Origin of the sequence: Alteribacter populi (genome assembly GCF_002352765.1) — a bacterium.
GTDB lineage: Bacteria > Bacillota > Bacilli > Bacillales > Salisediminibacteriaceae > Alteribacter > Alteribacter populi.
Window position 1 is genome coordinate 3,226,626 of the sequence record NZ_KZ293963.1, and the last position, 26,598, is coordinate 3,253,223.

Below are 26,598 nucleotides of genomic sequence, written 5' to 3' on the forward strand. Positions count from 1 at the left end.
AGATAATAGAATGACATTGGATTATAAAGGAGAGAACACGATGCTTACAAAACCTAGCTTTAAAGTAATGATTTCATTTCTTTTAGTTTTGGCCCTTCTTCTCCCTTCAGGAATTACGGGTCAGGCTTTAACCAAAAATCTTCTGCCGCTAGATCCAGTATTAGACTCAAAATTGGTAGAAGAACTTAAGGGTGTAGGAGTAGCTGAAGTGATTGTCACTTTCCACGGTGATGATGCCCTTACAGATTCAGAGTTATCTATACTAAACGATGTAGGTCTTACTGATGTCGTCACATTGGAAAGTTTACCAATGGCAGGGGTTTTAGCAACGAAAAGTCAGGTCGAAGCGCTTGCAGAGCAAGATGATGTATTGTCAATCTATTTAAATGAAGAGCTCGAGTATTTCAATGCTGATTCTACTGATCTTACACGTGTAGATGAAGTTAGAACGGACGACGATATGCGCAAGAAAAACGGTGGACTTCCGGTTTCAGGAAGTGGCGTTGGCGTTGTGATAAATGATAGTGGTGTTGATGGAACTCATGATGATCATAAACTTGGAAATAATCTCGTGCAAAACGTTCTCGGAACGACAAACCTGAGTAATTTGAGTGGAATTTTTCCTGTCACGTATATTGAGGATGTTGCCAATACAGATACGAATTCAGGTCATGGAACGCATGTGGCTGGAACTGTAGGAGGAACAGGGGCAAAATCTGCCGGACAGTACGAAGGTGTTGCTCCTGGTGCTGATATGATCGGCTATGGATCAGGCGCAGCGTTACTTATTTTAGATGGGATTGGCGGTTTTGACTATGCAATTACAAATCAACAGCGTTATGACATTCGTGTGATTACGAATTCCTGGGGGGGTTCTGGGGACTTTGATCCGTTCCACCCGATTAACATTGCAAGTAAGAAAGCCCATGATCGTGGGATTGTCGTTTTATTTGCTGCAGGAAACGCCGGACCTGAAGAAAATACCCATAACCCTTATGCTAAAGCCCCATGGGTCATTTCGGTTGCAGCAGGAAATAAGGATGGAACGTTAGCTAATTTCTCTTCTCGAGGAACAGAAGGAGCAGGTGGTTCTTTTGAAATTGATGGAGAAGAGTGGGAATGGAAGGACGAGCCTACTTTAACGGCTCCTGGTGTAGACATCATTTCAACGCGTGTTATTGCTCCTTTATCTGCTCTGGCCGTAGAAAATGATGCGGAATACATTGAGCCTGGTCATCTTCCGTATTACACAACGATGAGCGGAACGTCAATGGCAACACCTCACGTAGCCGGAGTTGTTGCTCTAATGCTTGAAGCTAACCCAAAGCTTTCTCCAGGGGAAGTAAAAGAGATTTTACAAGCGACAGCTTCACCAATGGAAGGTAAGGAATCCTGGGAAGTGGGTGCTGGTTACGTAGATGCTTATGAAGCGGTAGATCAAGCTTTGAGTCATGAAGAAGGTAATGGTAACGGAAAAGGGAGAGGAAATAAATAAATTCGATTAAAGTGACCTACCTGCATTAGGTAGGTCACTCTTTTTGATCGTTTAGGAATTTATATATGCTTAGGTTGTCGATACCTTTTTAGTAATTGGAGTAACATCTAGCTCCAGCGACAAGCATTACTTCGTGAATAAGCTGCCGATTGTCTCGGACGGATACACATCGGAGCATGACTAGCAGAGGAAGGGAAAGCTACGAGGTCATTTTAGCCCGTCAGAAGAAGCCAGAAAGCGATTTCCATCTACCGGTCGAAAATGCTTGCACTTTCTGTATAAAATCATTGCGGGCGCCTTGCGCTTTTGTTCAAAGTTGAGAAAGTATAGAGAGGATAGCTACCTTCAAGCCGTGCGTCTCAAGCTAACGCTGTTTTTAATTAAAGACCGCTATGCGGTTTTTCTTATAAATCATTTGGTTCTTCTTAGGATCAATGCTTGATAGTTCGGACCTTTTTCCATTGGGATGACATCGAAATCGAGAATGGTAAAGTGTTCACTTACTACTTGTTTTAAGTGTTTATTTGTATAAAAAGAGAAGAAGCGTTTAGGGTTATAGACATCATTTTCCCAAATGCCTTCTGAATCGTAGCCTCCATAAACACCTAGATAAAAGATGCCCTTGTCTTTAAGGGCACAAGCAATTTGCTGTAAAATACTAGGTAAATCTGCCTTGGGAACGTGAAGCAAGGCGTTCATAGACCAAACCGCATCTAGACGCTCATCGATGTCTAAAGAATAAAAGTCCATCACTTGTCCGCGAAGCCCTTTTTGTTCACAATTTTTAATCATTTCCGGTGAGAAGTCTCCGCATAAAACGTCAATTCCCTGGTTTTGAAAAAATGCCGCGTGCTGTCCAGTACCTGCGCCTAAATCAAGAAGTCTGTCTCCTTGAGATAAGTAAGATAATACCTTATCACGCTCTTGTTCTTTCCAGTCTTGGATTATCATATTTTCTCGATCTTTAGCGTGATTGTTATAACTTGTTAATAACTGGTTGGAGTGTTTACCCATCCCTGTTTCCTCCTTAAATGATCTTAATAATCACTATACTATAGCTGTGAAAAGAAGGAAAAAGTTGCGGGTCTTGGCTTTCATATTAGAAACACCACAGACAACTGATTTGTCCGTGGTGTTTCGCTCTATTCTGAAAGCAGTTGCAGGAACTCCTTTGTGCGCGGCTCTTTAGGGGCTGTCAGTATTTCTTGTGCCTTCCCGCTTTCAATAATATATCCGTTGTCTATAAAAAGAACCTTATCGGCTACTCGTTTAGCGAAATTCATTTCATGGGTGACGATCACCATTGTTTGCCCTTCATGTGCAAGACCTTCAATTACTCGTAATACTTCTCGGACAAGCTGAGGATCTAAGGCAGAAGTGGGTTCGTCAAACAGCATTACTTCCGGTTTCATCATGAGCGCTCTTGCGATAGCAGCCCGCTGTTGCTGACCGCCAGAAAGAGCATCAGGGTATTTGTCTTTATGTTCAAGCATTCCAACCTTACGAAGGAGTTCTTCGCCTTCCTTTGCGAGGTCTTGTTTGTTTCGTTTCCGAACAGTAAGTGGAGCTTCGATAATGTTTTCTGTGACGGTTTTGTGCGGGAAAAGATGGAACCCTTGAAAAACCATGCCTGAGTATTTGCGAAGTTCCTTCATGTCTCGTTTTGAAAGCTTTCCTTTACCGAAGTTGACGTTTTTATCACCAATGGTAATTTCACCATCATTTGGAGTTTCGAGCAGATTTAAACAGCGTAACAGCGTTGTTTTCCCTGATCCGGATGGTCCAACGAGACAAACAACTTCCCCTTTTTCAACGGAAAAATCAATCGATTCAAGGACGGTTGTATCATCAAACGATTTTTTTAACTTATTAACAGTGATCAAAAAGGTCACCTCGATTTTATAAAATTTCTTCTCAGCATCAGATCTGGGATTTAGTAGCGGGGAGCAAGTTTTACGAGCCAACCAACATGCTCTCCCAAACCTAACGTTGGCTCAAGTAGCGGTTATATCGTTTTTCAAGCCTTTCTTGAAAATGACCGATTATAATACATACAACCCAATAGATAAGAGCGGCAGTAATGTACATTGTCATACTGTCAAATGTTTGTCCGGCAACGAGCCTAGCGCCATACAGCAATTCGTGTACTGTGATAACCGAAGCAAGAGACGTTCCTTTTACGATGTCCAGGAATATGTTAAACGTTGGCGGCAATGCAATCCGTGTTGCTTGTGGAATAATAATTCGCTGCATCGTTTGCCAATAGTTCATTTGTAATGAGGCTGCTGACTCCCATTGTCCTCTAGGAACGGACATGATTGACGAACGAATCACCTCAGCGTTATATGCAGCAAAATTCAAGCTGATCCCTACTATAGCGGCGACGATTGCACTACTAAATTCAACTCCTAATACAGGGATGCCATAATAGAGAATGAAGAGGAAGACGAGTAGAGGTGTTCCTCTCATAAATGAAATATAAACACGTGCCGGCCATCTCCAAAACCAATGCTTTGACATTCGGGCAATGGCTAATACTAGCCCGAGAAGCAAGGAGAAGACCATACTTAAGAGAGCGATGAGCATCGTGATTTGGAGCGCTTCAAGTAAAAAAGGCAGGGAGTCCCATGCAAGTTCAGGGTCATATAAGTACTCCCATTGTATTTGTCTAAACCATTCAAACATAAGTATCCCCTTTTCTCGGACTTGTCGGAAGTTTAATTAAGAGTTAAGAAAGCATAAAAATCTACGTTTCGGTGTCTAGCTCCAGGTGCCATCGGCTCGCGTCAAATATCCTGCCCGATCAAAAGTAAAAGCACTTTTGATCGGACAGAACATTTGCATGTCGTCGGGTCTAACTAGGCTTGGAGATAATCCTAGATTTCTTAAAAAAAAGATACAAGGAAAGCAATCCCTGTATCTTTTTCTATCGAGCTTTAGTTTCCTTCGAGACCGACAACCTCATCTTCATCAACAGGTTGAGAAATATCTTCACTTAAAAATTCTTCTGCTAATTCAGCAACGGTTCCGTCTTCAAGCATTTCAAGAATCACTTCATCAAGGACTTCTTTTAACGCTACATTGTCTTTTTTCATCATCATGACAGTTTCTGTCGAATGATATTTCACGGGTTCAGCAACAACGAGTCGGTCATCGCCAAACTCTTCAAGAGTACGTTCTAAGACTAACCAATCATTCAAATAGGCATCTCGGTTTCCGTTAATTACGTCACGTAAAATCGCCTCTGTTCCACCATCATAGGCTGTTCCATCTGCGCCGATATTCTCTGCAAACATCGCATAGTTACTCGTAAGCGATCCAAGGGCGACAGATACGCCTTCTAGGTCATGAGCAGAATCAAAACGATCCCGGTCTTCTGCTCTTACTACCGCAGATCCGTAGGAGAATTTATAAGGCTCTGTTAATTCAAATGTTTCTTGTCGTTCTTCTGTTATTGCAAAATCATTTGCTGCAACGTCAATTTGGCCATTTCTTAAGGCAGGTAAGATTCCATCAAAGTCCATTGTGCTAAATTCAACTTCTAAATCTAAACGGTCGCCAATTTCTCGGGCCATTTCCACATCGAAACCTGTCAGCTCATTATTTTCATGAAAAGTAATTGGCGAGTATGTGCCCGATGTTCCTACAACAAGTTTACCGGATTCCTGGATTTCATCCCAGGAAGTCTCCGTTTCTTCTGTGTCTTCAGAACCTGATGTATGATCCTCTTCTGTAGTGTTGTCTTCTGTTGTGCCACATGCAGCTAAACCTACTAAGAAGGATAATGATAATAGCGATACAAATTTTTTCACTTTATTCAGCCCTCATTTCTTTTTTCCTATAATTCATAGTTGTTAAATCGGGATTGCGCTCAACGTATAATATCACCTTTTAATTATAGTGTCAATAAAAATTACAAAAATTCACTTGATCTTTTATTATTTTCTAGGCATTTTTAGATACTACAGTATAAGTAGATTTCACAAAAATGAGGGCGAAGGAAGAGGTTAGTGTTGTCATCAGATTAAAAAAACGGTGCCGCACCATTCATTATTCAAAAGATGAGTATCAGAGGGCAGCTACCTTTACACCGAAACCCCAAGGAAAGAGCATCCTTGAGACTTCGGTGGGAGCTAGCGCTGTTTTTCTTAGTCTAATTGATTAATGATCTGACGCAAACTGCCAAGGTGATACGCGGAATGGGCAAGGCCAGCAGCAGCTTGCTTCATTCTCAACTCATTCCATTCAAGGTTGTCTAAAATCGTAAGTAGGTTTTCGTATTCCTCACGTAATTGGCTTTTAAAAGCTTGCCACGTACCTTCATCTACTTCGTGAATTTTCCAGCTCAATGACCAATCTATTTGACGATCTTCGTTTAATAGTTGTGCGGAGAAAACTTGTAAGTAATAAAGAGTGTGATGAACGTGAGCGGCGATGGAAGACTCTGAAGAAGACAGGATCATCGAAGCCTCTCGGGCATTGATCCGTTCAATGGTTCCAAATAATCCACAATTCGGTTCGCTGTTAGTATACCAGCTCCCTGATGATTCTTGACCTTCAAATGTTTCTTTAAATAACGTTTTAAATGGAACATGAATTTCCTGCTGCTCATTTCCCATCACAATCACTCCTCATTATTAATGGCTTCCACTACATTACTTAAGGATAGGGGGAGATAATTCCTTCTTTCTCGTAAAGAAAGTAAAAAACTAAAAAACCTTCCCAAAAAAGACAGGGGACAGGAAAGTTTGTACCCTATTTTTTGAGAAGGGGAGTTAACAACGCTGTTTAATAGAAGACCGCTATGCGGTTTTTCTTATAAGATATCTAGCTGAACAGAGATGAGGATTAAGAGTTGAACAAGAATCTGTATGCTTACTGATAGCTGGGTGTCAGTAGTTGTCACGTCAACGTTTTGAGAACCTTCAACTACAATCTTTTGAAGAGAAACTTGCTTGGTTTTAACAGATTGCATTAAGTCATTTGTAATATTTTCTGCTTGATTAGAGTCGGCAATAGAGATGCTTATTAGAATAACGATGGCTGCTTGAAGAGCCGCTTGAAGATTGACAGCTGCTTTCGTGTCCGTTGTATTCACTGTTACGTCACAAGAGTTTCGCACCACGATCAACTCTTCTGACAATTGAAGTGTTTTGTTTTCGACCTGAGCATCTACTGTGTCTTGGTCTTTTTTGCAGAGAGGATGAGGTAGACCACTAAGGGCATTCCAGTCCGTTTGAGTACGGCGAGGATATCCTGTTCCTGCTACAGGAGTTTGGTTTTTTACAACATAATAACCATGTTTCATTTACTTCACCTCCTCACTTTGTAATATCCTATGAAAGGCGATGTGACTTGTTTGGACAAACTATTCAGTCAAACTACCTATTTTTTCTTTTTGCGGTATAAATAGGGTTTTCTCATAATTTCAAGTGTTTTTGCAACTGTTTCTTCTTGAACTATTTGGGGTGAAGATGGAGGGTTGTTATTCTTATTTGCATTAGTCGTTTTAGTAGCTTTAGGAGCGGTTGCTCTTTTTGTCTCTGCATTTTGAAGGAATGTCTTCACTTCCCCTTCCATATCATTGACAATATCTCTCAAGCGAGCTTTTTGTTCATCAGTTAAGTCAGATTTTATTTTTTTTACATTATGCTTTTGGAAGGTTTTTTCGACGAGCATTTCTAAAAGTTTATTGGTCGAGTTCACCATTACTGCCTCCTTCCTTGGTAGAGTTGTAGACATGATAGTGTATGTACCATATTTCGATTGGTATGGACAGATCATCTATTTTTTTAAAAAAGCGAAGAATATGCGGATGGCATGGGAGAGGCGACTAGCTTTGTACGTAAGGCCCGGTCAGGTTTTAGGTAAAAAAATAAGCTCCCAATATTGATGGGAGCTCATCTTATGAATGGTAATTAGGAATTCATTTGTAGAGAGTGAATGCTTTCTCCAATATAGGAAGAATATAAAAAGCTTGCTACTTCTTTTACGTGCTTTTCATCATGTTTACAAAGCGCCTCTACGTATTCAAGGAGTGTATAATGAGTGTTTGCAACAGTGAAGGAAGTCGACAGTTCTGAGGCGTGAAAGCGTTCTGCAAGTTTTAATCGAGAAATAATAGCTTTGTCAATGAGAGTGTTTTTTGAGAGTGTTTTAGAAAATTGCTCAGCTTCTCTGTTCAATGATTCTACGCTGTTTTTGCAGCTAGGCATTGCTTCTCCCTTAAGCATATACGGGAGTCTTTCAGTTACTATGAATTGGTCCCAATAATAAAAATGTGCGACGATGGCAGCCGTTGACCATTTTCCTTCTGCAATAGGCTGATAAAAAGTTTCATCATCTATTTGATTAAGGTGATTAAAGAAGGAAGTCAACTGTTCAAACTTTGAAATAACTGTGTTCATCCAATCCCTCATTCTATTTTTTTATTCCAGTAAAACTACTTCCTCAATTGTATGAAAATTCCTCATAAAAAGAAAGAAAACTCACACGATTTAGATAAATAGTTCTATAGATAAGAGTGAAAATGACTAGTTACCCAGTATATCGTATGAGTCCTTTTCACATGATTACGATTATTTATGTAAAGACAAGGCTCATTTTAAGGTTGTAGGTGTTGAAAAAGTCCTGCATTACAACGGGTAATCTTAATAAAATTGTCTTTAGTAAACAGCCTTACTCAAAAAGAAAAAGCCCGCATTAACATACGGGCTTTTTTTTAGGGGAGATGCTACTATTTAGTAGGTGCAAGAGCAGCCAACAATGACAAGCAATACAAACAAAACAACCACAAAAGCGAAAGTGTTTTTCATCGAAATTCCTCCTTAACTCACCAGATCTTGAGGGGGATCTTTCAAGGCGGGCGTCCATTTGAAAGAATTTAAGGAATACCACGAATGTCCGGTTTTGCAGGGTTGTCATTTACCATTACACGAAATACGCAAAGGAGGCTTGCTTTTCTTGATATGGTGAATGGAGTTGGCTCTATAGCTTATTGTTTATTATTTAAAGCAAGAGCAGCCAATAATAACTAAAAGGATAAACAACACTAAAATCAACGCAAAGCTGTTGCCGTAGCCCATCATATCTCCTCCTGTTTTTAAATATTTGAGAGGCCTCTCACTGATACTCTATGTGAAAATTGAAAAAGAGTATGGACAAGTGAGGGAGGTAATTTGCCTGTTTTTCTAAGAGTTAAGGAAAGCATAAAAATTTACGTTTCTATGTCTAGCTCCAGGCGCAATCAGCTCGTGTGTCAAACAACCTGCCCGATTAAAAGTAAATAGCACTTTTTATCGGGCAGAACATTTGTATTTCGCTGTTAAGCAGGTGGCTTGCGCTTGTTTAGTAAGCAAAATATTGATAAGTTCGTTTGAATCATTTGGTTATTCAATATTTATAGCTAAATTGGTACAAAAAAAGAAAAAACAATTGACAATGATTCTCAATCCCATTATCATTAGGATTACAGTATTGAGAATCATTATCATTACATAGTTCATAGGAGGAAAATGAAATGCGAAAGTGGTTTATGGTAGGTTCAATGGCACTAATGGCTTTAGGAATTGCAGCGTGTGGTACAGATTCTGATGATAGTACAGATGAAAGCGCCGGTAATGGTGGGGACGGTGAATCTGCAGCTGAAGAAACAGGAGAACTTATTGTATATTCCTCAAGAAATGAAACGTTTGTTGATGAATTATTAGCAAAGTTTGAAGAAGATACAGGCATTACAGTAGAAGCTTTTCATGGTGGTGACAATGCCATTAATCGTTTAAAGACAGAAGCAGAGGCAGATAACGTATCTGCAGATATTTTCATTTCAAATGATGTTGGTGCACTCGAACATTTGAGAATGGAAGAATTGCTTCAAGAGTCTGATCCTGAAGGGATCGACACAATTGATGAAAATTATCGTGCAGATGATAATTCATGGTTTGCACTGTCAGCCAGAACACGTGTCCTAATGTATAACAAAGATATGATTACAGAAGAAGAAATGCCGAAAAACATTTGGGATCTAACAGACTCTGACTGGAAGGGTGAATTTGCGATTACCCGTGGTGGAAATGGGGGTATGATTGGCCACGTTTCAGCACTTCGTCAAGAGTGGGGAGACGAACAAACTTCTGAATGGCTTGAAGCAATCAGTGAGAATGCCGGAACGATTACAGATGGTCATGGTGACATCCGTCGTGCTGTAGGAGCTGGAGAGTTTGCCTTTGGACTTGTTAACAACTATTACTACCATCAACAACTCCAAGAACCAACAGACAATAATGTAGGCGTTATTTATCCCGATCAAGATGATGGTGACATGGGAGCAGTAGTTAATGCAGCAGGTATCGGGCATATTGCTGATAACCCGAATGCGCAAAGCGCTGAAGTGTTCTTAGAGTGGATCTTAGAACTGGAAAATCAGCGTGAGTTCTCTTTTAATTCTTTAGAAGTACCAATTAACCCCGATGTTGAGGCGATTGAAGGTGCAGCTTCAATTGATGAATACAAAACTCACGATATGCCGTTAAGTCAGCTTGGTGAAGTTTGGGAAGATACGCGAACACTTATTGAACAATCAGGACTCGACTTAGAAATTAGATAAAAAGACAAAACGAACCGACTTTCGCCCGCTGTGTATTTCATAGCGGGCTTTAAAAAATACTTCGGCTCCGCTCACAGATTAAGCTTGTCTTTACATTTGTTCTGCTGAGTCGCTATAATATGTCCAGATGTTGAATGAGGTGAAAATATGGTAACGATTAGTGATATTGCAAAATTGGCTAATGTCTCGCGGACAACTGTTTCAAGGGTGTTGAACAATTCTGGATATGTGAGTGAAACAGCAAGAGAGCGTGTACATAAAGCTATTAAAGAAACAGGTTACGTCCCAAGCGAGCAGGCGAAATCTCTCCGTACTAAAAGAACGCAAGTCATTGGCGTAATATTACCTAAGATCAGTACAGAAACAGCCAGCCGTGTAGTTGATGGGATTGATGCGGAATTGAGTCCTCGGGGGTATCAGATTTTACTAGCCAATGCCAACCTCCAAATCGAGAAAGAGATTGAACAAATGAAATTGTTACAAAGCAGAAGAGTGGACGGAATTATTTTGCTTGCCACTAATATTGAAAATAAATTATTGGATGCTATTAAGGAACTCAAGATTCCATTAGTGGCACTAGGCCAGGATATTCCCGATGTATCTTCTGTTGTTTATGACGATTATCACGCAGCTAAACAATTGACCGAGGTGATGATTGAAAAAGGACACAATCGTATCGGGTTTATCGGTGTAAATGAAAGTGACAGAGCTGTTGGCATGTTGCGGAAGAAAGGATATCTTGATGCGATGCATAAGTATCGTCTTCCAGTCGAAACTTCCTGGGTTCAAAAAGGTATTTTTGATATCCAAACAGGGTATGTGGCAGTCAAGAAAATTTTAGAAGCGAGTAAGACTCCTCCGACCGCTATTTTTGCAGTAACTGATCGTTTAGCTATTGGAGCGCTGGAGTATTTAAAAGAAAAGGACATAAAAGTACCAGATCAAATGGCGATTTCCGGGATCGGGGCTTCCGAAATTTCCAAGTATGTAACGCCACCGCTCACTACCGTGGACTACCACAACGAGAAGGCTGGAATGAGAGTGGCTGCACTCCTCCTTGATGAAATTGAAAACAATATAGAGAAAAAAAGGAAATTGTCGATGGACTATAGACTTATCATTCGAGATAGTTTAAGATGATTTATGGAATCGATTACATATAAGGTTTTCTCTCTTTTTTTTGAGCTTTATGGAATCGATTCCATGCTTGAAACATATTTGAATTGAACACAAATTAATGGACATAATTTCAATGATAGGAAGGAGATTATCGATGTCTGAAAATCGTAGAATTGCCGAACAGTTAATCGCGGCCATCGGTGGCCAAGAAAATGTGGAATCCGTTGCGCATTGTGCTACTCGCTTGCGGATTATGATTAATGACAAAGAGAAAATCGATCAAAAGCGAGTAGAAGAATTAGATAAAGTTAAAGGCGCTTTTTATAATTCTGGCCAATACCAAGTAATCTTTGGTACGGGGACTGTGAACCGGATTCATGAAGAGGTCATTAATTTTGGAGTTTCTGAATCCTCAAAAGGTGAACAGAAAAATGAAGCCGCGAAACAAGGAAACAGCTTTCAACGAGCGGTTCGGACTTTTGGGGACGTTTTTGTTCCCATAATTCCAGTTTTAGTAGCAACGGGGCTATTTATGGGGTTACGTGGCCTTTTAACACAAGAAACCGTATTAGCCTGGTTTGGGCTCATTCCGGAAGATATTTCTGAGAACTTCCTCTTGTTTACTGAAGTTTTAACTGATACGGCATTTGCGTTCTTACCAGCGCTCGTTGCTTGGTCAGCTTTCCGTGTATTTGGTGGAAGTCCGATTATCGGGATCGTTCTCGGGCTCATGCTCGTAAGTCCTGCTTTGCCGAACGCATGGGCTGTAGCAGAAAATCCGGATCTTGCACTAACGTTCTTAGGCTTTATTCCTGTTATCGGTTATCAAGGCTCTGTACTTCCAGCTTTTATTGCAGGTTACGTAGGGGCAAAGCTTGAAAAATGGATTCGTAAACGTGTACCTGAAGCACTCGATTTAATTTTAACGCCATTCTTAACATTACTTATTATGATTACACTTGCTCTGTTTGTGATTGGCCCAATATTTCATGCTGTTGAAGCAGCAGTAATGGCTGCCACTACAGCTTTACTTCAATTACCGTTTGGAATCAGTGGTCTTATCATCGGTGGTCTGCACCAAATTATTGTGATTACAGGTGTACATCACATATTTAACTTCTTAGAAATTCAATTGCTCAATGAATTTGGAAATAACCCGTTTAATGCAATTATCACATGTGCAATCGCTGCTCAAGGTGGGGCTGCGTTAGCGGTTGGGGTGAAGACGAAGGTGAAAAAACTAAAAGCCTTGGCCCTTCCTTCTTCGCTTTCGGCATTTTTAGGAATTACTGAACCGGCTATCTTTGGTGTAAATCTCCGTTATATGAAACCATTTGTAATGGGGCTGTTTGGAGGTGCTGCCGGAGCCTTCTTCGCATCCATCGTAGGATTAGCAGGAACCGGCATGGCGATTACCGTACTCCCAGGAACATTGTTGTATCTTAATGAACAAATTGTCCTTTATCTATTAGCGAATATCATTTCAATCGGGGTAGCCTTCGTATTGACTTATATGTTTGGATACACAGATAAAATGAAAGAAGAAATGGACGGAGAAGCGTAAAATGAATCTAGAGAAAGAGACTGCCTGCGGGTAGTCTTTTTTTATAATATAAGAATTCATAAGTGGACAGCTACCTTCACGCCGCTCGCTATACGGTTTTTCTTATGGTTCCGAAGTTGAAATGCAGAATGCTTCGCTGTTTTGAGATACGCTATAATAAAACGGAAACACAAAGGAAAGGGGAGTGCAATATGTACCAACTAGAGCCGGTAGCTTATGTGAAAAACAGTCGGAAAGAAATAGAAGATGATAACTGGGGTAACATTCATTCGGTGTTAACATTAACGGGTTCATTTCCTGAAGAAAGCTTGAAAGGAATTGGAGAATTTAGCCACGTCGAAATTATTTTCTATTTTGACCAGGTAAAAGAAGAAAAGATTCAAACCGGAGCGAGGCACCCAAGAAATGATGAGTCGTTGCCGAGAGTCGGAATTTTCGCACAGCGTGGGAAAAACCGTCCGAATCGGATTGGATCGACAATTGTGCGGATCATTAAACATGATGGGAAGAAGCTGTATGTGGAAGGTTTGGATGCAATAGACGGAACCCCCATTTTAGACATTAAACCTGTAATGAACACGTTTCTCCCAAGGGAACCTGTAACCGAACCCGCATGGACAAAAGAAATTATGAAAGAATATTGGAAGTCTGAAAAGAAAGTGAAGCGACCTGTAATAGTGGTGGACTATAACTCGAGTTGGAAGGAGGACTTTCAAAAAGAGGCTGAGAAACTAACAGCTGTATTTGGTAGACAGTTCATGAACATCCACCATATTGGCAGTACCTCTGTTGAAGGCTTAGCCGCAAAGCCGATCATTGACATTCTCATTGAAGTGAGAGACCTGAATGGCGTTGATGTATTTAACCAGTCTATGAAACAGCTGGGTTATGTTGCTCGTGGAGAAAACGGGATACCAGGCCGTCGGTATTTTTATAAAGGAGAAGGGAAGAGCCGTAGTCATCACATTCATGTATTTCAGGAAGGATCAGAGCAAGTAGAGCGGCATCTAGCTTTTCGTGATTATTTACGAGAGCACAGGAAAGAAAGTCTGCGTTACGCTGAACTAAAAAAGAATTTGTCTCGACGGTTCCCTACTGATATTGAAAGCTATCTAAAAGGGAAAGTTCGTTTTGTTGAAGAGCTGGAGCGCAAAGCAGTTTATTGGAAGAATCAAGGCTAGAGAAAATGGGCATCCTCCTAAGGATGCTTTATTTGAAGAGTTTATAAGAGGACAGCTACCTTCACGCCGCTCGTCTCAAGGTAAAACCATCCTTGAGATTTTAGAACAAACGGCGGAAACTAAAGCGTTGCCCGCGGAAAAACGGGCCAGTCAAGACCCCGCAGGGCGCATTTCCCGAGGAGGTTTGGCGGTTCGTCCGCGGAAAGCGTCCGCCTGTAGCGGATTCCAACGAAGGTCTTATTTTATTAAAAAGCAATAATCTTTTAGGAAACTGGTTTAACAAAAGACCGTTATGCGGTTTTCTAAATTATCTTGGTTTCCTATATCGAACAAAAATAAATAGACTAATGGACGTTAGTTCGATATAATGAACATATAAGTGGTGTTGTTCGTTGTAAAGAATGTGAAAGGTGGTGGGACTATGGGTGAAGTGGGAAAAAGAATTAAAAAATACCGTCTTAGAAAAGGCTATTCGATTTCAAGATTGGCAGATGAAAGTGGAATAGCGAAATCATATATTAGTTTTTTAGAGCGAGATCAACGAAAAAACCCGTCTGTAGAAACATTAAAAAAGCTTTCCGTTGTATTAAAAATACCTCTGGAGCTTCTTATGGTGGATGAAAAGCGTGAATCTGTTCTGGAAGTTTTGGATGACGATTGGCTACATTTGATAAAAGAAGCTAAAGAGAGCGGCGTGAGTAAAGAAGAAGTTAAAAACTACATTCGCTTTATTCAATATACTAATTGGAATGAGGAGGTAAAAAGAAATGGAAGGGATTGAACATAAAACCCTTGGCCTATAATAGCCAAGGGTTCTGGGACTGTTTCATATTATAATTGACTTACTTTATCTTTAGAAAATCCCTCAACCGCTGCTGCTGCTGTATCTTTTGCTTCGCTTAAGATTTCTCCTACACGATCTGGGTATTGGTTCATTCCTTCAACAGGAATATGCGTGTAATCGGTAATTCCGATAAAGCCCATGATCCCTCGTAAATATTTATCCGCAAATTCAAAGTCCATGGCTGGACCTTCTGAATACACACCGCCGCGTGCTTGGACGTGGACAACTTTTTTGTCTGTGAGTAAACCTTGCGGGCCCTCTTCAGTGTATTTAAATGTTTTTCCTGCGATCGCAATGTTATCAATAAATGCCTTAAGCTTTGGAGGGTAGCTTAAATTCCACATAGGTGTAACGAATACGTATTTATCCGCTTCTAAAAATTGCTCAAGGAGTTGGTTCATACGAGAAGTAATCGCTTCTTCCTCTTCATTTAGAGGTTGTCCTTTTTGAAGCTTTCCCCAAGCTCCTAAAACCGTTTCATCAATAAGAGGAATATATTCTTTATATAAGTCCAAGCGTTCTACTCGATCCCCTGAATTCTCCTCCTGATACTTTTCGATAAAATGCTCTCCAACCTGTAAACCGAAGGACTCTTCGACAGCTTTAGGATTTGCTGTGATGTATAATACTTTAGCCATTTTCTATTCATCCTTTCTGTTATAACAAAATTTAATGTAGTGGCAATACAAAAGATAGTATATTACTTTTTGTAAGTTAAGTAAAGGAATTTGTTTTTGGGAATTGTTGGGGATCAGAGTAGGCGGGAATTTAAACAAACGTTTGTTTAATTTACGAAAAAGAAAAAGTTCGAGAAGATGCTGTCGAATTACTTATGCTTCATTAAAAAGAAGCAGCTCTCTATGTAATAGAGGCTGCTTCTCTGCGTCAAATTAATCTGTTTTTTTAAAGATCAGAAAGTATAGAGCGGTCAGCTATCTTTTCGTCGCTCGTCTCAAGGAAAAAGCATTCTTGAGAGGAAGTTAATGCGGTTTTATAAAGGCTCTTTTTTAAAAAGATTGTTACTATTTTGCTTAGAAAAAACGCTCGAAATGCAACAACTTTACGGAAACCGCATTAATCAAAGTCGACTATGAGGTTTTTCTTAATGATTGTTTTTGTCCTTAGATGAATCTGAATTTTTTTCATCAGAATCTGGTGTATCCAGTTCTCCGTTTAATTGGTCACTTAAATCTTCGCGTAAATCATCATAGACGCGCTCTTTAAATTCGTCATAAACCTCATCTTTAATGTCATCATAAACTTCTTCTTTTATATCACCGTAAACCTCTTCTTTTATATCGTCGTACACTTCTTCTTTAATATCATCATAGACGTTTTCTTTCATTTTATCGTACATATCGCCGTAAACTTCCTCTTTTACTTTTTTCGTATGCCGGCGTGATTTTCGCTTTTGCTCTACTTTCATATCCCGTCCCATCATCATAATTAATGAGAAGACCATCACGACCATGATCATAGCAAACGGGAGGGCTGCAACAATGGAGGCGGTTTGAAGTCCCTCCAATCCGCCACTCGCTAACAGGACACTGGCAGTACCGGCAATCAAGAATCCCCATATAATTTTGACGCTTAATCGAGGATTTAAGCTTCCACTGCTTGTCATTGCGCCGAGAACGTAAGACGCGGAATCTGCAGAAGTTATAAAGAAAATAATAATGAGCGCTATCGCTAGGAGACTCATAATCATCCCTAATGGCAGTTCACCTAGAGTGACGAATAGGGCTACTTCTACGTTTTCCATAACTAGGTTACCAATTTGTTCGTTTCCGCTTACGATCATATCGAGCGCGGTTCCGCCAAACGCAGTGAACCAAACGGCCGCGAGTAAAGACGGAACAATGAGTACACCAGCTACAAATTCCCGTATTGTTCGGCCGCGAGATATTCGAGCGATAAAGATGCCCATAAACGGAGCCCAAGAGATATGCCAGGCCCAGAAGAATATCGTATAGATGCCTAACCATTCCCCGTCACCAAATGGATCAAGGTCTAAGCTCATTTGTGTGACATTTGCCAAGTACCCACCGATCGTGGTGACGATACTTTCCGCAATAAATAACGATGGTCCCATCACAATCACGAAAATAAGTAAAATGGCGGCGATTGTTAGATTAAGGACACTTAGAATGCGAATCCCTTTATTTACACCGGACGCAGCAGAGAAAATAAAAAGAACGGTAACAATGGCAATAATAATAAAATTAGTAAAGGAATTGTTTGGAATGGCGTTGTTCGTTATATAAGATAGTCCGCCGGTAATTTGCAGAGCACTTAAGCCGAAAGTCGTGGCTACCCCTGTAGATGTGGCTAAGACTGCAAGCGTATCAATACCTTTACCAAATGGACCGTAAATCCGATCTCCCAATAATGGCTGAAAAGCAGAACTAATTAAAGCGGGCTGGTCTTTTCTAAATTGAACATAGCCTAATGTTAATGCTACAAGGGAGAATATCGCCCACGGATGCAATGCCCAATGGAAAACGGCGTACCGTAAACCGGCGTCTGCTTGGGTAGCTGTATCCGCATTTATGTAATCCGGGTGTGGATCGAGGTAATAAAGAGCAGGTTCTGCTACTCCCCAGAACACAAAGCCAACACCAATCCCGGCTGAAAATAACATGCCGATCCAGGTATAAAACTTGTACTCGGGTCGTTCACCTGGTTTTCCCAATTTTAGCTTTCCAAATGGGCTGACTGCTAAAAAAAGAACAAAAGCAATGAAGAGTGCGGTTGAGAGCATGTAGAACCAACCAAAGTTGTCGAGAGTAACGCCCAGAGCATCATTGGAGACGCGGTCTAGTGATTCGGGTCCTATAGCACCCCATAATACAAAAAGTGCTACTAGTGGTGCAGAAATATAAAATACGATGCTAGGTTTTTTCGTTTCGTATTCAAATTTTCTCACATTAAATTCATCCGAATAGCTTCGAATGGTCCTCCTTTCGATATCTGTTTATGTAGATAGCTAGGTAGTCGAGCGTAACAGATGGAATCGGACTCGTAAAGAATTAGAACATATTAACGTTACTTTCCCCTAAAAGAGGTAGATAAAACAAGATTGTACTAACTACGGTGCATGGTGGTAATAAACGTATAACGGTCAGCGCGATAGGACGAGCGGACCAACTCAAGCACACGTCCATCTTTTAAGTGTGTTTTTCGTTGGATTTGTAAGAGTGGTTCACCCTTCTCAACATGAAGGTACTCTTTTTCGTCTGTACTTGCTAGTGTGGCACCGATCACTTGTGTTCCATAGTCAATCGTATGATTAAGCGTATCTTCTACATAGTGATAAAAAGAAGTTTGTATGACATCGGCAGTTAACCCCGGCGTTAAGTCGATTGGAATATAAGATGTTTCAAGTGCAATTGGTGAACCATCTGCCAGACGAACCCTACGGATAAGATAAACTTTTGCACTTGGGTCAATTCCTAACTCTTTGGTAATCGCCGGGTCAACAATTTCTTCGTCAAAGAACAGTAAACGATTGCTAGGAATCATTCCCCTGTTTTTCATATCTTCTGTAAAGCTTGTAAGGCCTTGCAAAGGCTGCGCAATCTTTTTCTCTGCAACGAAGGTTCCTTTTCCTTTTTTTCGAAACAACAGATTTTCATTAACTAAGTTGTTAATTGCTTGGCGCACGGTCATCCTACTTATATTGAAGGTTTCAGCCATCTCTCTTTCAGAAGGCAATATGTCTCCAGGTTGAAACTGTTTATTTTGAATTCTTTCCTTAATATATTCTTCTATTTGATAATAAATGGGCAAAGGAGAGTTCTTGTCAATCAACGCTTTAAGCTCCTTTCGTTAAATTTGTCTTATTATACGCGGATAGTCTGACCGTTTGTTGGATCATCTACTCGGTCATTTTTCTATTTTACACGGTTTGCAGTACGTTTTCATGTTTTTGAGGGAAAAAATGGACGGGAGACAGAAGAACAAATAGTCGGATTGCTTCATGACTTATCCAACACCGCGCTTTCCCATTTTGTTGATGTCGTTTATGAAAAAGAGAGAATACTCCCGCGAATAGATTTTTCGAAGTCTTCTTGAAGGTTATGACGTACCATGAATATTAACGAAGTACGGATATCAATCTGAGAAGGTGCTGGCGATTTCAAACTTACACTATCCTATACTAGAGCAACCTCTATCTGTCCTGTGTGCGGATCGAATTGACTATACGCTCCGGGACCAGCACCTTTATTTCGGAGTACCCATACAAAATATTCATGCATTTTTACGTCAATTAGCAATCTCAGAAACCGGCGGTACGTGCTTCAAAGGTTTCCTCTTTTATCGGGAAAAAGATAGAAGCTGCTAGTAATTTTGAGAGACATATACTAGTAGGTATTACTTAGGATGAAAACACGAAATCTGACCCCACCCTCGGTTTGCATTGGGTTAAGGACACGATGTAAAATAAAGGGAAAATCAATAGATAGTCGAACTAGTTAGTATAAACATTTATCAGTTAAGGAGGACTTCATTATGGCGGATGTAACGATACAAGACTTTCAAAAAGTGGATATGAGAATTGGGACAATTGTTGAAGCAGAGCCTTTTGTTGAGGCTAGAAAACCTGCGATCAAATTGGTGATTGATTTTGGTAGCGAATTGGGACTTAAACAATCTAGTGCACAAATCACGAAACGGTACGAACCAGATGGCTTAATAGGAAGGCAAATTGTTGCGGTAGTCAATTTTCCACCAATGCGGATCGCTGGGTATAAATCAGAGGTCCTTGTCATGGGGGGCGTACCTACCGAAGAGGATGTTGTTCTGCTAAATATTGATGAGAAAGTAGAAAACGGTACAAAGGTTAGCTGATGCACTTCAGAGAGGATATCTAAACCTAAATAAACATGGTAAGCCCGCTATGATAAACACAAAGCGGGCTTTTTAAAATACAACGGCGTTGGCTGTTGTTTTTTTAGTTATCTTAAGATTGTGGTGATACCATAGTGAATTTAGCTGAATCCTGTTTTTGATCTCCGACATAGACGTCGATTTCATATTCACCGGTGGATAGGTTGGGGTCACCCGTATCTAAAAGTGCGACATTAACACTGCTTGACCTGAAAAAAGAATGAGATTTTTCGTATATTTTTTCTCTATTATTATCATCAATGTGGAATATTTCTACGTAAACCGTCTCGTTCTCAATAGGGTCTATGTTTTCATAAAAAAGCATTAATCTGGATGAAAATAAACGGTGGGAGGGATTTTCTTCAATATCCCAAGGTGCATGAGGAGCACCTTCTTCATCTAAGTAGACAAAAGCTCCTTTTGGAAACCCGGGTGAGTACTCCCACTCTAACAGTTGGATAAAAGGGTAGATAATAAACATAGCTACAATAAGTGGTCCTAATAAAGCAGAAAGAAAGCTTACACCCGCTTGTGAAAAAAGCGGTACTTGTGCGTAACCCGGTTTTGGTACCTGGTACTTTTGTACTTTTTTCTCAACTTTTTTTGCAAATAATGCATTCCCGAATAACCCTGTTAGAATGTGCAACGTAAAAATAGTACCAATAAAACCAGCCCAAGGGTAAGGGAGCGTTATCTCAGTTGCATATTGCAGGAAGGGAAGAAAAGCGTCTCCTAGGGCGTATAACAGGATAACTAAAAAATACAAGCTCATCCAACCATACATTCTTCGATAAGAAAACCAGAAGGGCGCTGCTAAAAAGCTTGCCCAATTCCAACCAGAGAACCGTGTTGGGGCGGTTGCTTTCGTCCATTGGTTTACATAATATGTATGATTTTTTCCAATTGTTGAAACGACATCTTCTTTTTGTTTGGAAAGAATACGTGTGAATAATTTCTTACTCATGATTGTTCCCCTTTCTTTACCACCATTATTTTACCATGAGTGACTTTGAAAGCGAACGATTAGGACTTTTCCTAAGGATGTTTTTGTAAAATTTGTTGTTTTATGAGCGTTTTTTCGACTCAAAATAAAAGAAAAAGAGCCTTTTCAGTGCGGAATTTCTGCGCCACTTGTACTTTTCACTAAAGTTATGTATGATACATAACAATATAAAAATACATGGATCGTTTTAAAAAGGAGGATAACTAAATATTATTAAAAACCTCCTAAATATCTATTTCGATGAAGAAGAGAGTAGTCAACAAGTAGCCTTAAGCGAGCTGGTGATGGTGAGAGACCGGCGGAACCTTGTAGATGAACCGCACTTCCGAGAAACCGGAGGACCGTTGTGAAGGTCTTTTTCGGTCGGGTATTCCCCCGTTATCCTATGAGGTGGTTTGAAAAACAAACAGAGTGGTACCGCGGGTAAATCTCGTCTCTATTAATGAAGAGGCGGGATTTTTTGTATGCTAAGACATCGTAATTTAATTAATAATCATGATTGGAGTGATCAAAGTGAATGTGAAAAGCGAGTTTGTTGATGCGTTAGCAAGTGTGTTAAAGGGAAACCTTCCGAATGATACGATCAAAAGCTTAATTGAAAAGCCAAAAAGTGAGGAACATGGAGATCTGGCATTCCCTTGTTTTCAGTTGGCGAGAACCTGGAAAACCGCACCTCCTTATATTGCAGTAGAAGTGGCCAGTAAGCTGCAGTCTCCTATGATTGAAAAAGTCAAAGCAGTTGGACCATATGTGAATGTGTTCTTAAAAAAAGAGCTGGTAAGTGAGAACGTCTTGAAAGAAGTTGTAGAAAAAGGAAGTCACTATGGTCATCATTCAGCTGGTCAGGGGAAAAATGCGGTGTTTGATTTTTCTTCACCGAACATTGCCAAGCCTTTTTCAATGGGGCATCTAAGATCTACGATTATTGGTCAAAGTCTCGCAAACCTTGCAGAAAAAAACGGCTATCAACCCGTCCGCGTTAATCATTTAGGAGATTGGGGTACTCAGTTTGGGAAGCTCATGAGTGCGTATACCCGCTGGGGGTTTGAGGAAGAAGTTCAGCAAGCACCCATTCCTAGCTTAATGCGTTACTATGTCCGCTTTCATGAAGAAGCTGATAACGATCCATCTTTGTTGGACGAAGGGAGAGCATGGTTTAAGAAATTAGAAGAGGGAGACTCGAAAGCCACTGAATTATGGACGTGGTTCAAAGAGGAATCACTCAAGGAATTTGAAAAAGTTTATCAGCTTCTTGGTATTACGTTTGACTATGTTCAAGGGGAATCATTTTACAATGACAAGATGGAGGCCGTTGTTGCAGAGTTAGGAAAGAAAGGGCTGCTTACGGTTTCTGAGGGGGCTCACGTTGTAAAAGTGGGAGAGGAAAAACCTCCATGTTTAATCAAGAAGACAGATGGTACAACGTTATATGCCACGCGTGATTTGGCAGCAGCGATTTATCGTCAGCAAACGTTCAATTTTTCCAAGTGTATTTATGTTGTAGGAGCCGAGCAACAACTGCACTTTCAGCAAATCGTTCACGTTCTCGCTCAAATGGGTTATTCCTGGGCTAAGGAGATGGTTCACGTTCCGTTTGGGCTTATCTTGAAAAATGGTAAAAAGATGTCGACACGTAAAGGGAAAATTGTGTTACTTGAAGATGTATTAACAGATGCCATTACCCGAGCGTCATCTAACATCGCGGAGAAAAATCCGTCTTTAACAGCAAAAGAGGAAGTGGCCAAAGATGTCGGCGTCGGCGCTGTTATTTTCCATGATTTAAAAAATGAACGAATGAATTCCGTCGAATTTAACCTAAAACATATGCTCACATTTGAGGGGGAAACAGGACCATACGTTCAATATACACATGCACGCGCGATGAGTATTTTAAGGAAGGCTGAAAGTTATAACGGCGAAGTCCGAGGGTTAGGTGATGAAGCTTCCTGGATTGTTATTAAAGAGCTGATGAACTTTCCTGAGGTAACGAAGCGAGCATGGGAAAATTACGAACCTTCTGTTATGGCAAAATATCTTCTGGCTCTTTCGTCTGCCTTTAATAAATACTATGGAAAGGTAAAAATATTAAACAGTGACGCTGAGCTTTCGTCTCGGTTAATATTGACGAAGGCAGTCGTTATTGTACTTAAGGAAGGGCTTCGGTTGCTCGGGATGAAAGCTCCGAATCGAATGTAATCAACGTTTGGTGTATTGTCACATTCCACCTATTGATATAGGCTACCTGTCCATATACAATAAAAAACAGTACGATACGTATAGGGGGTAAAGGAATATGAAGAAACGGTTAGTTCCTTTGTTAGTCGGAGTTATTGGGAGTGTCGGCATTGTTGGATGCTCAAATGATGATGTTTCAGAGACACCAGGGGACAGTTCGAATATAGATGAAAAAAATGAAGACGAGGCTTCTGTTAAGTTAGACAGCGATGACTTTTTTGTTGAGAACCCTGACCTTGAAATCACGCATATGCATGGGTTAGGCTATGCAGGGAACGATGAAATTCTTTATATAGCTACTCATCATGGTCTTGCCATGTTTGACGGAGGTACATGGTATGAAACAGCAGAAGAGAAAAATGATTACATGGGTTTTAATGCCGTGGAGAATGGATTTTACACGAGCGGACACCCAGGAGAGTCTTCTTCATTTGACGTCGATCCGATCGGACTTGTAAAAAGCGAGGATGGAGGCAAGACTGTAGAATCCTTAGATTTGCTAGGAGTAACAGACTTTCACGTAAAAGGAGCCGGTTATCACACGGATGCTATCTATGTATACAATCCGTCACCCAGCGACCGTTTAGAGGAGACAGGTCTATATTTTACATTAGATGACGCAAATACATGGGAGAAAAGTGAGGGCGCCGGTTTACCCGATGTAGGCTATGACCAAGGTGGATTTCCTAACTATGCAATTGCCGTCCATCCTCACGATGAAGCGGTTGTGGCGATCGGTACCGCAGAAGGACTATTTCTTTCCGAGGATTACGGAGATACCTTTGAAAGGTCTGACCTCAAGTCTCCTGTATTTTCGCTTACGTATGATGAGGAAGATTTGTATGTAACGACATGGAATGAAGAAGTGACTTTGGTGCACTACACCGAAGAAGGCGATATTAACGCTATAGAGAGCCCTGAACTTGGTGAGCGGGATGTTATTCAATACATCGCCGTTAATCCGCAAAACCGAGATGAAATCGCAGTCACGACAGTTGCCGGAGACGGTCACATTAGCTATGATAATGGAAAAACGTGGAACCAGATCATTAAAAGCGGAAACGTCTCCACACTTGAATAGTAGAAATAAGGTGCCTGACCCCCGGTACATTAACGCTTCACCGCGGCGGGGGTCAGGCACTTTTCACTTGAATAAAATACCCCTATGAGGTATATTGGTTTTAGAGGAATCAATTTACACTAGGAGGGACGTTATGTCTAAGGTGCGTTTTGGAATAGATGGGATGCATTGTGCATCATGTGTAAATAGGGTAGAAAAGAAGATTTCCCGAGTAGAAGGTGTTGAATCTGTTAACGTCAATTTGGCCACTCACCAAGCTCAGGTCACTGGAGACATTACAGATGATCGCGTGAGTGAAATTGTTGCTTCTGTTGAAAAAATCGGGTTCGGCGCTAAACAGATTCATGATGAAAAAGAAGCCGATTTATCCGAAAAACAAGCAGCAGAATCGAAAAAATTAATGCGTGACTTTACGTTTGCCGCGATTGTGACGGTGATTGTTCTTATCGGAAGTATCCCTCATATGATGGGGACTTGGGGCGGCTGGGTTCCTGGTTGGTTATCCAACCCATTTTTCCTGTTAGCCTTAACCACTTATGTCCAGCTTGTACCCGGTTGGAGATTTTACAAAAACAGTTATAAAGTTTTGCGCAGTAAGTCAGCTGATATGAACGTTCTTGTCGCGATGGGAACGACGTCAGCTTGGTTTTATTCAGGTGCAATGACGCTGTTTCCCGAGTTTTTAACTGGTGCAGGTTTTCCTTACCAGCTGTATTACGACGTTACAACGGTTATTACAACGCTTATCCTTTTAGGGCGGTATTTTGAAGCGAAAGCAAAAGGGGAAACGTCGACAGCGATTAAAAAGCTGATGAACCTTCAGGTAAAAACCGCGCGAGTCGTGCGTAACGGGGAAGAACTCGAGCTGCCGGTTGAAAAAGTCGAAGTGGGAGATGAGGTGCTCGTCCGCCCTGGTGAACGTATTCCGGTCGATGGCACGATTATTAAAGGGGCGTCTACGGTTGATGAATCGATGTTGACAGGAGAATCTATCCCGATTGAGAAACAAAAAGATGACGCTGTTATTGGAGCAACGATCAATAAGACGGGCAGCTTTACGTTTGAAGCGAATAAGGTAGGCAAAGATACAACGCTTTCGCAAATCATTCGTATGGTAAACGAGGCACAAGGGTCTAAAGCGCCAATCCAGAGAATGGTCGATGTTATTTCTGCTTACTTTGTTCCCGCGGTAGTAGGATTAGCTTCACTTAGCTTTCTTGTATGGTTGATTTTTGGCCCAGAACCTTCCTTTATTTTTGCCTTGACGACGTTCATTGCGGTTTTAATCATTGCCTGTCCTTGTGCGTTAGGCTTAGCTACTCCGACAGCGGTTATGGTCGGAACTGAAAAAGGTGCTGAAAACGGGGTTCTTATCAAAGATGCATCGAGTCTAGAGCAGGCTCACAAAGTAGAAACAGTTGTACTGGATAAGACAGGTACCATTACTGAAGGGAAACCAACAGTAACCAATATTTCCGTTGGCGGGTCTTGGTCAGAAGAAGAACTTCTTGTCATGATTGCTTCAATTGAATCTGCGTCAGAACATCCGCTCGGTGAGGCAATTGTAAATGAAGCGAAAACACGCAATTTAGTATTAAGCGAACCAGACACCTTTGAAGCGATCAGTGGTCATGGTATTGAAGCAAACTGGAACGGAAAAGAGTGTCTAATCGGAAATAAACGATTGATGAATAAACATCAAATTGAGCTACATGAAGCTGAACGTTTCGCCGATGATCTTGCTGCAGAAGGGAAAACTCCGATTTTTATTGCAGCTGACGGTCTTTTTGCCGGTGTTATAGCTGTCGCTGACCAGCTTAAGGAAGATGCAAAACAAGCCGTTCAAATGCTAAAAGAGATGGATATCGAAGTCGTGATGCTGACAGGAGATAATGAAAGAACAGCAGCATCGATTGCAAAAGAAGCTGGGATTGAACGCTTTGAAGCGGAAGTACTTCCAGGAGATAAAGCTTCTTTTGTGAAGAAGTTGCAAAGAGAAGGTAAACGAGTAGCGATGGTAGGAGATGGCATAAATGATGCACCGGCACTTGCTCAATCGGACATTAGCATCGCTATTGGCACAGGTACCGATGTTGCTATGGAAGCAGCCAATATTACATTAATGCGTGGCGAGATCATGAATGTTGTTACTGCCCTTCGATTATCTAAATCCACGATGAAAATGATTTGGCAAAACCTAGGCTGGGCTTTTGGTTACAACATTGTCCTCATCCCTGTCGCTGCCGGACTACTCTATCCGTTTTTCGGACTCCTGCTAAATCCAATGCTCGCAGGAGCCGCAATGGCGTTTAGCTCAGTATCGGTTGTGCTTAACACACTGCGTCTGAAAAAATTCAAAGCAATCCCGTCGGCTTAGGCTGACGGGGTTTTTTAAAAGAAAATTTATAGAGCGGAAAGCTATCTTCACGTTGTTCGTCTCAAGGCTTTTGGTAGAATTGACTCACTTTGATGAAGTTTAGTTTCCTTTTGGTAGAATTCCATCATTTTTGTGTTGAATAAACTTTCCATTGTGTTTAATAATCCCTCTTTTGTGTAGAATTGACTCACTTTGATGAAGTTT

General features: G+C 40.8%; 23 protein-coding genes, 2 pseudogenes and 1 other annotated feature. Of the genes and pseudogenes, 11 read left to right on the plus strand and 14 right to left on the minus strand.

The window, feature by feature from the left end; all coding sequences use genetic code 11:
* Positions 1-40: 40 nt before the first annotated feature.
* Complete coding sequence (locus CDZ94_RS15025; RefSeq protein WP_245415742.1) at positions 41-1,495, plus strand: S8 family peptidase; 1,455 nt, start codon at positions 41-43, stop codon at positions 1,493-1,495.
* 411 nt (positions 1,496-1,906) lie between these two features.
* Here CDZ94_RS15025 and CDZ94_RS15030 read toward each other — a convergent pair whose 3' ends face one another.
* From CDZ94_RS15030 to CDZ94_RS15075, 10 genes are all read right to left on the minus strand, one after another.
* Entirely contained in the window at positions 1,907-2,509 is a 603-nt protein-coding gene (locus CDZ94_RS15030) for a class I SAM-dependent methyltransferase (protein WP_096438395.1), read from the minus strand.
* A 128-nt stretch (positions 2,510-2,637) separates the two neighbouring features.
* A complete protein-coding gene (locus tag CDZ94_RS15035; protein ID WP_096440894.1) occupies positions 2,638-3,378 on the minus strand; it encodes an amino acid ABC transporter ATP-binding protein in 741 nt (246 codons plus the stop codon).
* A 100-nt stretch (positions 3,379-3,478) separates the two neighbouring features.
* Positions 3,479-4,180, minus strand: a complete 702-nt coding sequence (locus CDZ94_RS15040; RefSeq protein ID WP_096438397.1) for an amino acid ABC transporter permease — start codon at positions 4,178-4,180, stop codon at positions 3,479-3,481.
* A gap of 251 nt (positions 4,181-4,431) precedes the next feature.
* The gene (locus tag CDZ94_RS15045) at positions 4,432-5,307 is read right to left on the minus strand and encodes a transporter substrate-binding domain-containing protein (protein WP_096438399.1); all 876 of its coding nucleotides are present in this window, start codon (positions 5,305-5,307) and stop codon (positions 4,432-4,434) included.
* 336 nt (positions 5,308-5,643) lie between these two features.
* A complete protein-coding gene (locus tag CDZ94_RS15050) occupies positions 5,644-6,114 on the minus strand; it encodes a hypothetical protein (RefSeq protein WP_096438401.1) in 471 nt (156 codons plus the stop codon).
* Positions 6,115-6,311: 197 nt separating this feature from the next.
* Positions 6,312-6,803, minus strand: coding sequence for a spore coat protein (locus CDZ94_RS15055; protein WP_096438403.1), 492 nt, complete (start codon positions 6,801-6,803; stop codon positions 6,312-6,314).
* 77 nt (positions 6,804-6,880) lie between these two features.
* Complete coding sequence (locus tag CDZ94_RS15060) at positions 6,881-7,204, minus strand: hypothetical protein (protein WP_096438405.1); 324 nt, start codon at positions 7,202-7,204, stop codon at positions 6,881-6,883.
* 209 nt (positions 7,205-7,413) lie between these two features.
* The gene (locus tag CDZ94_RS15065) at positions 7,414-7,902 is read right to left on the minus strand and encodes a DinB family protein (protein WP_096438407.1); all 489 of its coding nucleotides are present in this window, start codon (positions 7,900-7,902) and stop codon (positions 7,414-7,416) included.
* Positions 7,903-8,235: 333 nt separating this feature from the next.
* Complete coding sequence (locus CDZ94_RS15070; RefSeq protein ID WP_096440896.1) at positions 8,236-8,310, minus strand: YjcZ family sporulation protein; 75 nt, start codon at positions 8,308-8,310, stop codon at positions 8,236-8,238.
* A gap of 189 nt (positions 8,311-8,499) precedes the next feature.
* Entirely contained in the window at positions 8,500-8,583 is an 84-nt protein-coding gene (locus CDZ94_RS15075; protein WP_096438409.1) for a YjcZ family sporulation protein, read from the minus strand.
* Positions 8,584-9,014: 431 nt separating this feature from the next.
* Here CDZ94_RS15075 and CDZ94_RS15080 point away from each other — a divergent pair, with 431 nt between their 5' ends.
* The 6 genes and pseudogenes from CDZ94_RS15080 (at position 9,015) to CDZ94_RS15100 (ending at position 14,745) form a co-directional block, all read left to right on the plus strand.
* Positions 9,015-10,100: an extracellular solute-binding protein gene (locus CDZ94_RS15080; protein WP_096438411.1), complete on the plus strand. Its 1,086-nt coding sequence runs from the start codon at positions 9,015-9,017 to the stop codon at positions 10,098-10,100.
* A gap of 147 nt (positions 10,101-10,247) precedes the next feature.
* Positions 10,248-11,240 carry a LacI family DNA-binding transcriptional regulator gene (locus CDZ94_RS15085; protein ID WP_096438413.1) on the plus strand — a complete coding sequence of 331 codons (993 nt, stop codon included), beginning with the start codon at positions 10,248-10,250 and terminating at the stop codon, positions 11,238-11,240.
* A gap of 133 nt (positions 11,241-11,373) precedes the next feature.
* On the plus strand, positions 11,374-12,783 hold the full coding sequence (locus CDZ94_RS15090; RefSeq protein WP_096438415.1) for a sucrose-specific PTS transporter subunit IIBC: 1,410 nt from the start codon (positions 11,374-11,376) through the stop codon (positions 12,781-12,783).
* A 191-nt stretch (positions 12,784-12,974) separates the two neighbouring features.
* A pseudogene (locus CDZ94_RS21575) lies at positions 12,975-13,430 on the plus strand (SAM-dependent methyltransferase); the annotation flags it as partial.
* A 33-nt stretch (positions 13,431-13,463) separates the two neighbouring features.
* A pseudogene (locus tag CDZ94_RS21580) lies at positions 13,464-13,964 on the plus strand (GrpB family protein); the annotation flags it as partial.
* Positions 13,965-14,385: 421 nt separating this feature from the next.
* Positions 14,386-14,745, plus strand: coding sequence for a helix-turn-helix domain-containing protein (locus CDZ94_RS15100; protein ID WP_096438419.1), 360 nt, complete (start codon positions 14,386-14,388; stop codon positions 14,743-14,745).
* Positions 14,746-14,795: 50 nt separating this feature from the next.
* Here the strand turns inward: CDZ94_RS15100 and CDZ94_RS15105 are convergent, their stop codons facing one another.
* The 3 genes from CDZ94_RS15105 to CDZ94_RS15115 all read right to left on the minus strand — a co-directional run bounded on the left by CDZ94_RS15105 (position 14,796) and on the right by CDZ94_RS15115 (position 18,618).
* On the minus strand, positions 14,796-15,446 hold the full coding sequence (locus CDZ94_RS15105; RefSeq protein WP_096438421.1) for an FMN-dependent NADH-azoreductase: 651 nt from the start codon (positions 15,444-15,446) through the stop codon (positions 14,796-14,798).
* 464 nt (positions 15,447-15,910) lie between these two features.
* Complete coding sequence (locus CDZ94_RS15110; protein WP_096438423.1) at positions 15,911-17,734, minus strand: BCCT family transporter; 1,824 nt, start codon at positions 17,732-17,734, stop codon at positions 15,911-15,913.
* Between the two features lie 158 nt (positions 17,735-17,892).
* Positions 17,893-18,618 carry a GntR family transcriptional regulator gene (locus CDZ94_RS15115; RefSeq protein ID WP_096438425.1) on the minus strand — a complete coding sequence of 242 codons (726 nt, stop codon included), beginning with the start codon at positions 18,616-18,618 and terminating at the stop codon, positions 17,893-17,895.
* Positions 18,619-19,320: 702 nt separating this feature from the next.
* On the opposite strand from CDZ94_RS15115, the gene csaA reads away from it, so the two are divergent.
* Positions 19,321-19,659: a chaperone CsaA gene (gene csaA / locus CDZ94_RS15120; RefSeq protein ID WP_096438427.1), complete on the plus strand. Its 339-nt coding sequence runs from the start codon at positions 19,321-19,323 to the stop codon at positions 19,657-19,659.
* 112 nt (positions 19,660-19,771) lie between these two features.
* Here the strand turns inward: csaA and CDZ94_RS15125 are convergent, their stop codons facing one another.
* The gene (locus tag CDZ94_RS15125; RefSeq protein ID WP_096438429.1) at positions 19,772-20,662 is read right to left on the minus strand and encodes a DUF2628 domain-containing protein; all 891 of its coding nucleotides are present in this window, start codon (positions 20,660-20,662) and stop codon (positions 19,772-19,774) included.
* A 270-nt stretch (positions 20,663-20,932) separates the two neighbouring features.
* Positions 20,933-21,142: a binding site (T-box leader), on the plus strand.
* Positions 21,143-21,214: 72 nt separating this feature from the next.
* Between CDZ94_RS15125 and argS the strand changes: the two genes are divergently transcribed.
* The 3 genes from argS (at position 21,215) to CDZ94_RS15140 (ending at position 26,394) form a co-directional block, all read left to right on the plus strand.
* Positions 21,215-22,897, plus strand: a complete 1,683-nt coding sequence (gene argS, locus CDZ94_RS15130; RefSeq protein ID WP_198520777.1) for an arginine--tRNA ligase — start codon at positions 21,215-21,217, stop codon at positions 22,895-22,897.
* Positions 22,898-22,994: 97 nt separating this feature from the next.
* Positions 22,995-24,017, plus strand: a complete 1,023-nt coding sequence (locus CDZ94_RS15135) for a F510_1955 family glycosylhydrolase (RefSeq protein WP_096438433.1) — start codon at positions 22,995-22,997, stop codon at positions 24,015-24,017.
* A 133-nt stretch (positions 24,018-24,150) separates the two neighbouring features.
* On the plus strand, positions 24,151-26,394 hold the full coding sequence (locus CDZ94_RS15140; RefSeq protein ID WP_096438435.1) for a heavy metal translocating P-type ATPase: 2,244 nt from the start codon (positions 24,151-24,153) through the stop codon (positions 26,392-26,394).
* Positions 26,395-26,598 lie beyond the last annotated feature (204 nt).

Excerpts from the sequence above, each read along its gene's own strand:
- CDZ94_RS15125 (WP_096438429.1), bottom strand. The coding sequence starts at position 20,662 with ATGAGTAAGAAATTATTCACACGTATTCTTTCCAAACAAAAAGAAGAT.
- CDZ94_RS15065 (WP_096438407.1), bottom strand. The coding sequence starts at position 7,902 with ATGAACACAGTTATTTCAAAGTTTGAACAGTTGACTTCCTTCTTTAAT.
- CDZ94_RS15090 (WP_096438415.1), top strand. The coding sequence starts at position 11,374 with ATGTCTGAAAATCGTAGAATTGCCGAACAGTTAATCGCGGCCATCGGT.
- CDZ94_RS15040 (WP_096438397.1), bottom strand. The coding sequence starts at position 4,180 with ATGTTTGAATGGTTTAGACAAATACAATGGGAGTACTTATATGACCCT.
- CDZ94_RS15075 (WP_096438409.1), bottom strand. The coding sequence starts at position 8,583 with ATGATGGGCTACGGCAACAGCTTTGCGTTGATTTTAGTGTTGTTTATC.
- CDZ94_RS15135 (WP_096438433.1), top strand. The coding sequence starts at position 22,995 with ATGAAGAAACGGTTAGTTCCTTTGTTAGTCGGAGTTATTGGGAGTGTC.
- CDZ94_RS15030 (WP_096438395.1), bottom strand. The coding sequence starts at position 2,509 with ATGGGTAAACACTCCAACCAGTTATTAACAAGTTATAACAATCACGCT.
- CDZ94_RS15025 (WP_245415742.1), top strand. The coding sequence starts at position 41 with ATGCTTACAAAACCTAGCTTTAAAGTAATGATTTCATTTCTTTTAGTT.
- CDZ94_RS15140 (WP_096438435.1), top strand. The coding sequence starts at position 24,151 with ATGTCTAAGGTGCGTTTTGGAATAGATGGGATGCATTGTGCATCATGT.
- CDZ94_RS15105 (WP_096438421.1), bottom strand. The coding sequence starts at position 15,446 with ATGGCTAAAGTATTATACATCACAGCAAATCCTAAAGCTGTCGAAGAG.
- CDZ94_RS15100 (WP_096438419.1), top strand. The coding sequence starts at position 14,386 with ATGGGTGAAGTGGGAAAAAGAATTAAAAAATACCGTCTTAGAAAAGGC.
- csaA (WP_096438427.1), top strand. The coding sequence starts at position 19,321 with ATGGCGGATGTAACGATACAAGACTTTCAAAAAGTGGATATGAGAATT.
- CDZ94_RS15050 (WP_096438401.1), bottom strand. The coding sequence starts at position 6,114 with ATGGGAAATGAGCAGCAGGAAATTCATGTTCCATTTAAAACGTTATTT.
- CDZ94_RS15080 (WP_096438411.1), top strand. The coding sequence starts at position 9,015 with ATGCGAAAGTGGTTTATGGTAGGTTCAATGGCACTAATGGCTTTAGGA.
- CDZ94_RS15060 (WP_096438405.1), bottom strand. The coding sequence starts at position 7,204 with ATGGTGAACTCGACCAATAAACTTTTAGAAATGCTCGTCGAAAAAACC.
- CDZ94_RS15055 (WP_096438403.1), bottom strand. The coding sequence starts at position 6,803 with ATGAAACATGGTTATTATGTTGTAAAAAACCAAACTCCTGTAGCAGGA.
- CDZ94_RS15085 (WP_096438413.1), top strand. The coding sequence starts at position 10,248 with ATGGTAACGATTAGTGATATTGCAAAATTGGCTAATGTCTCGCGGACA.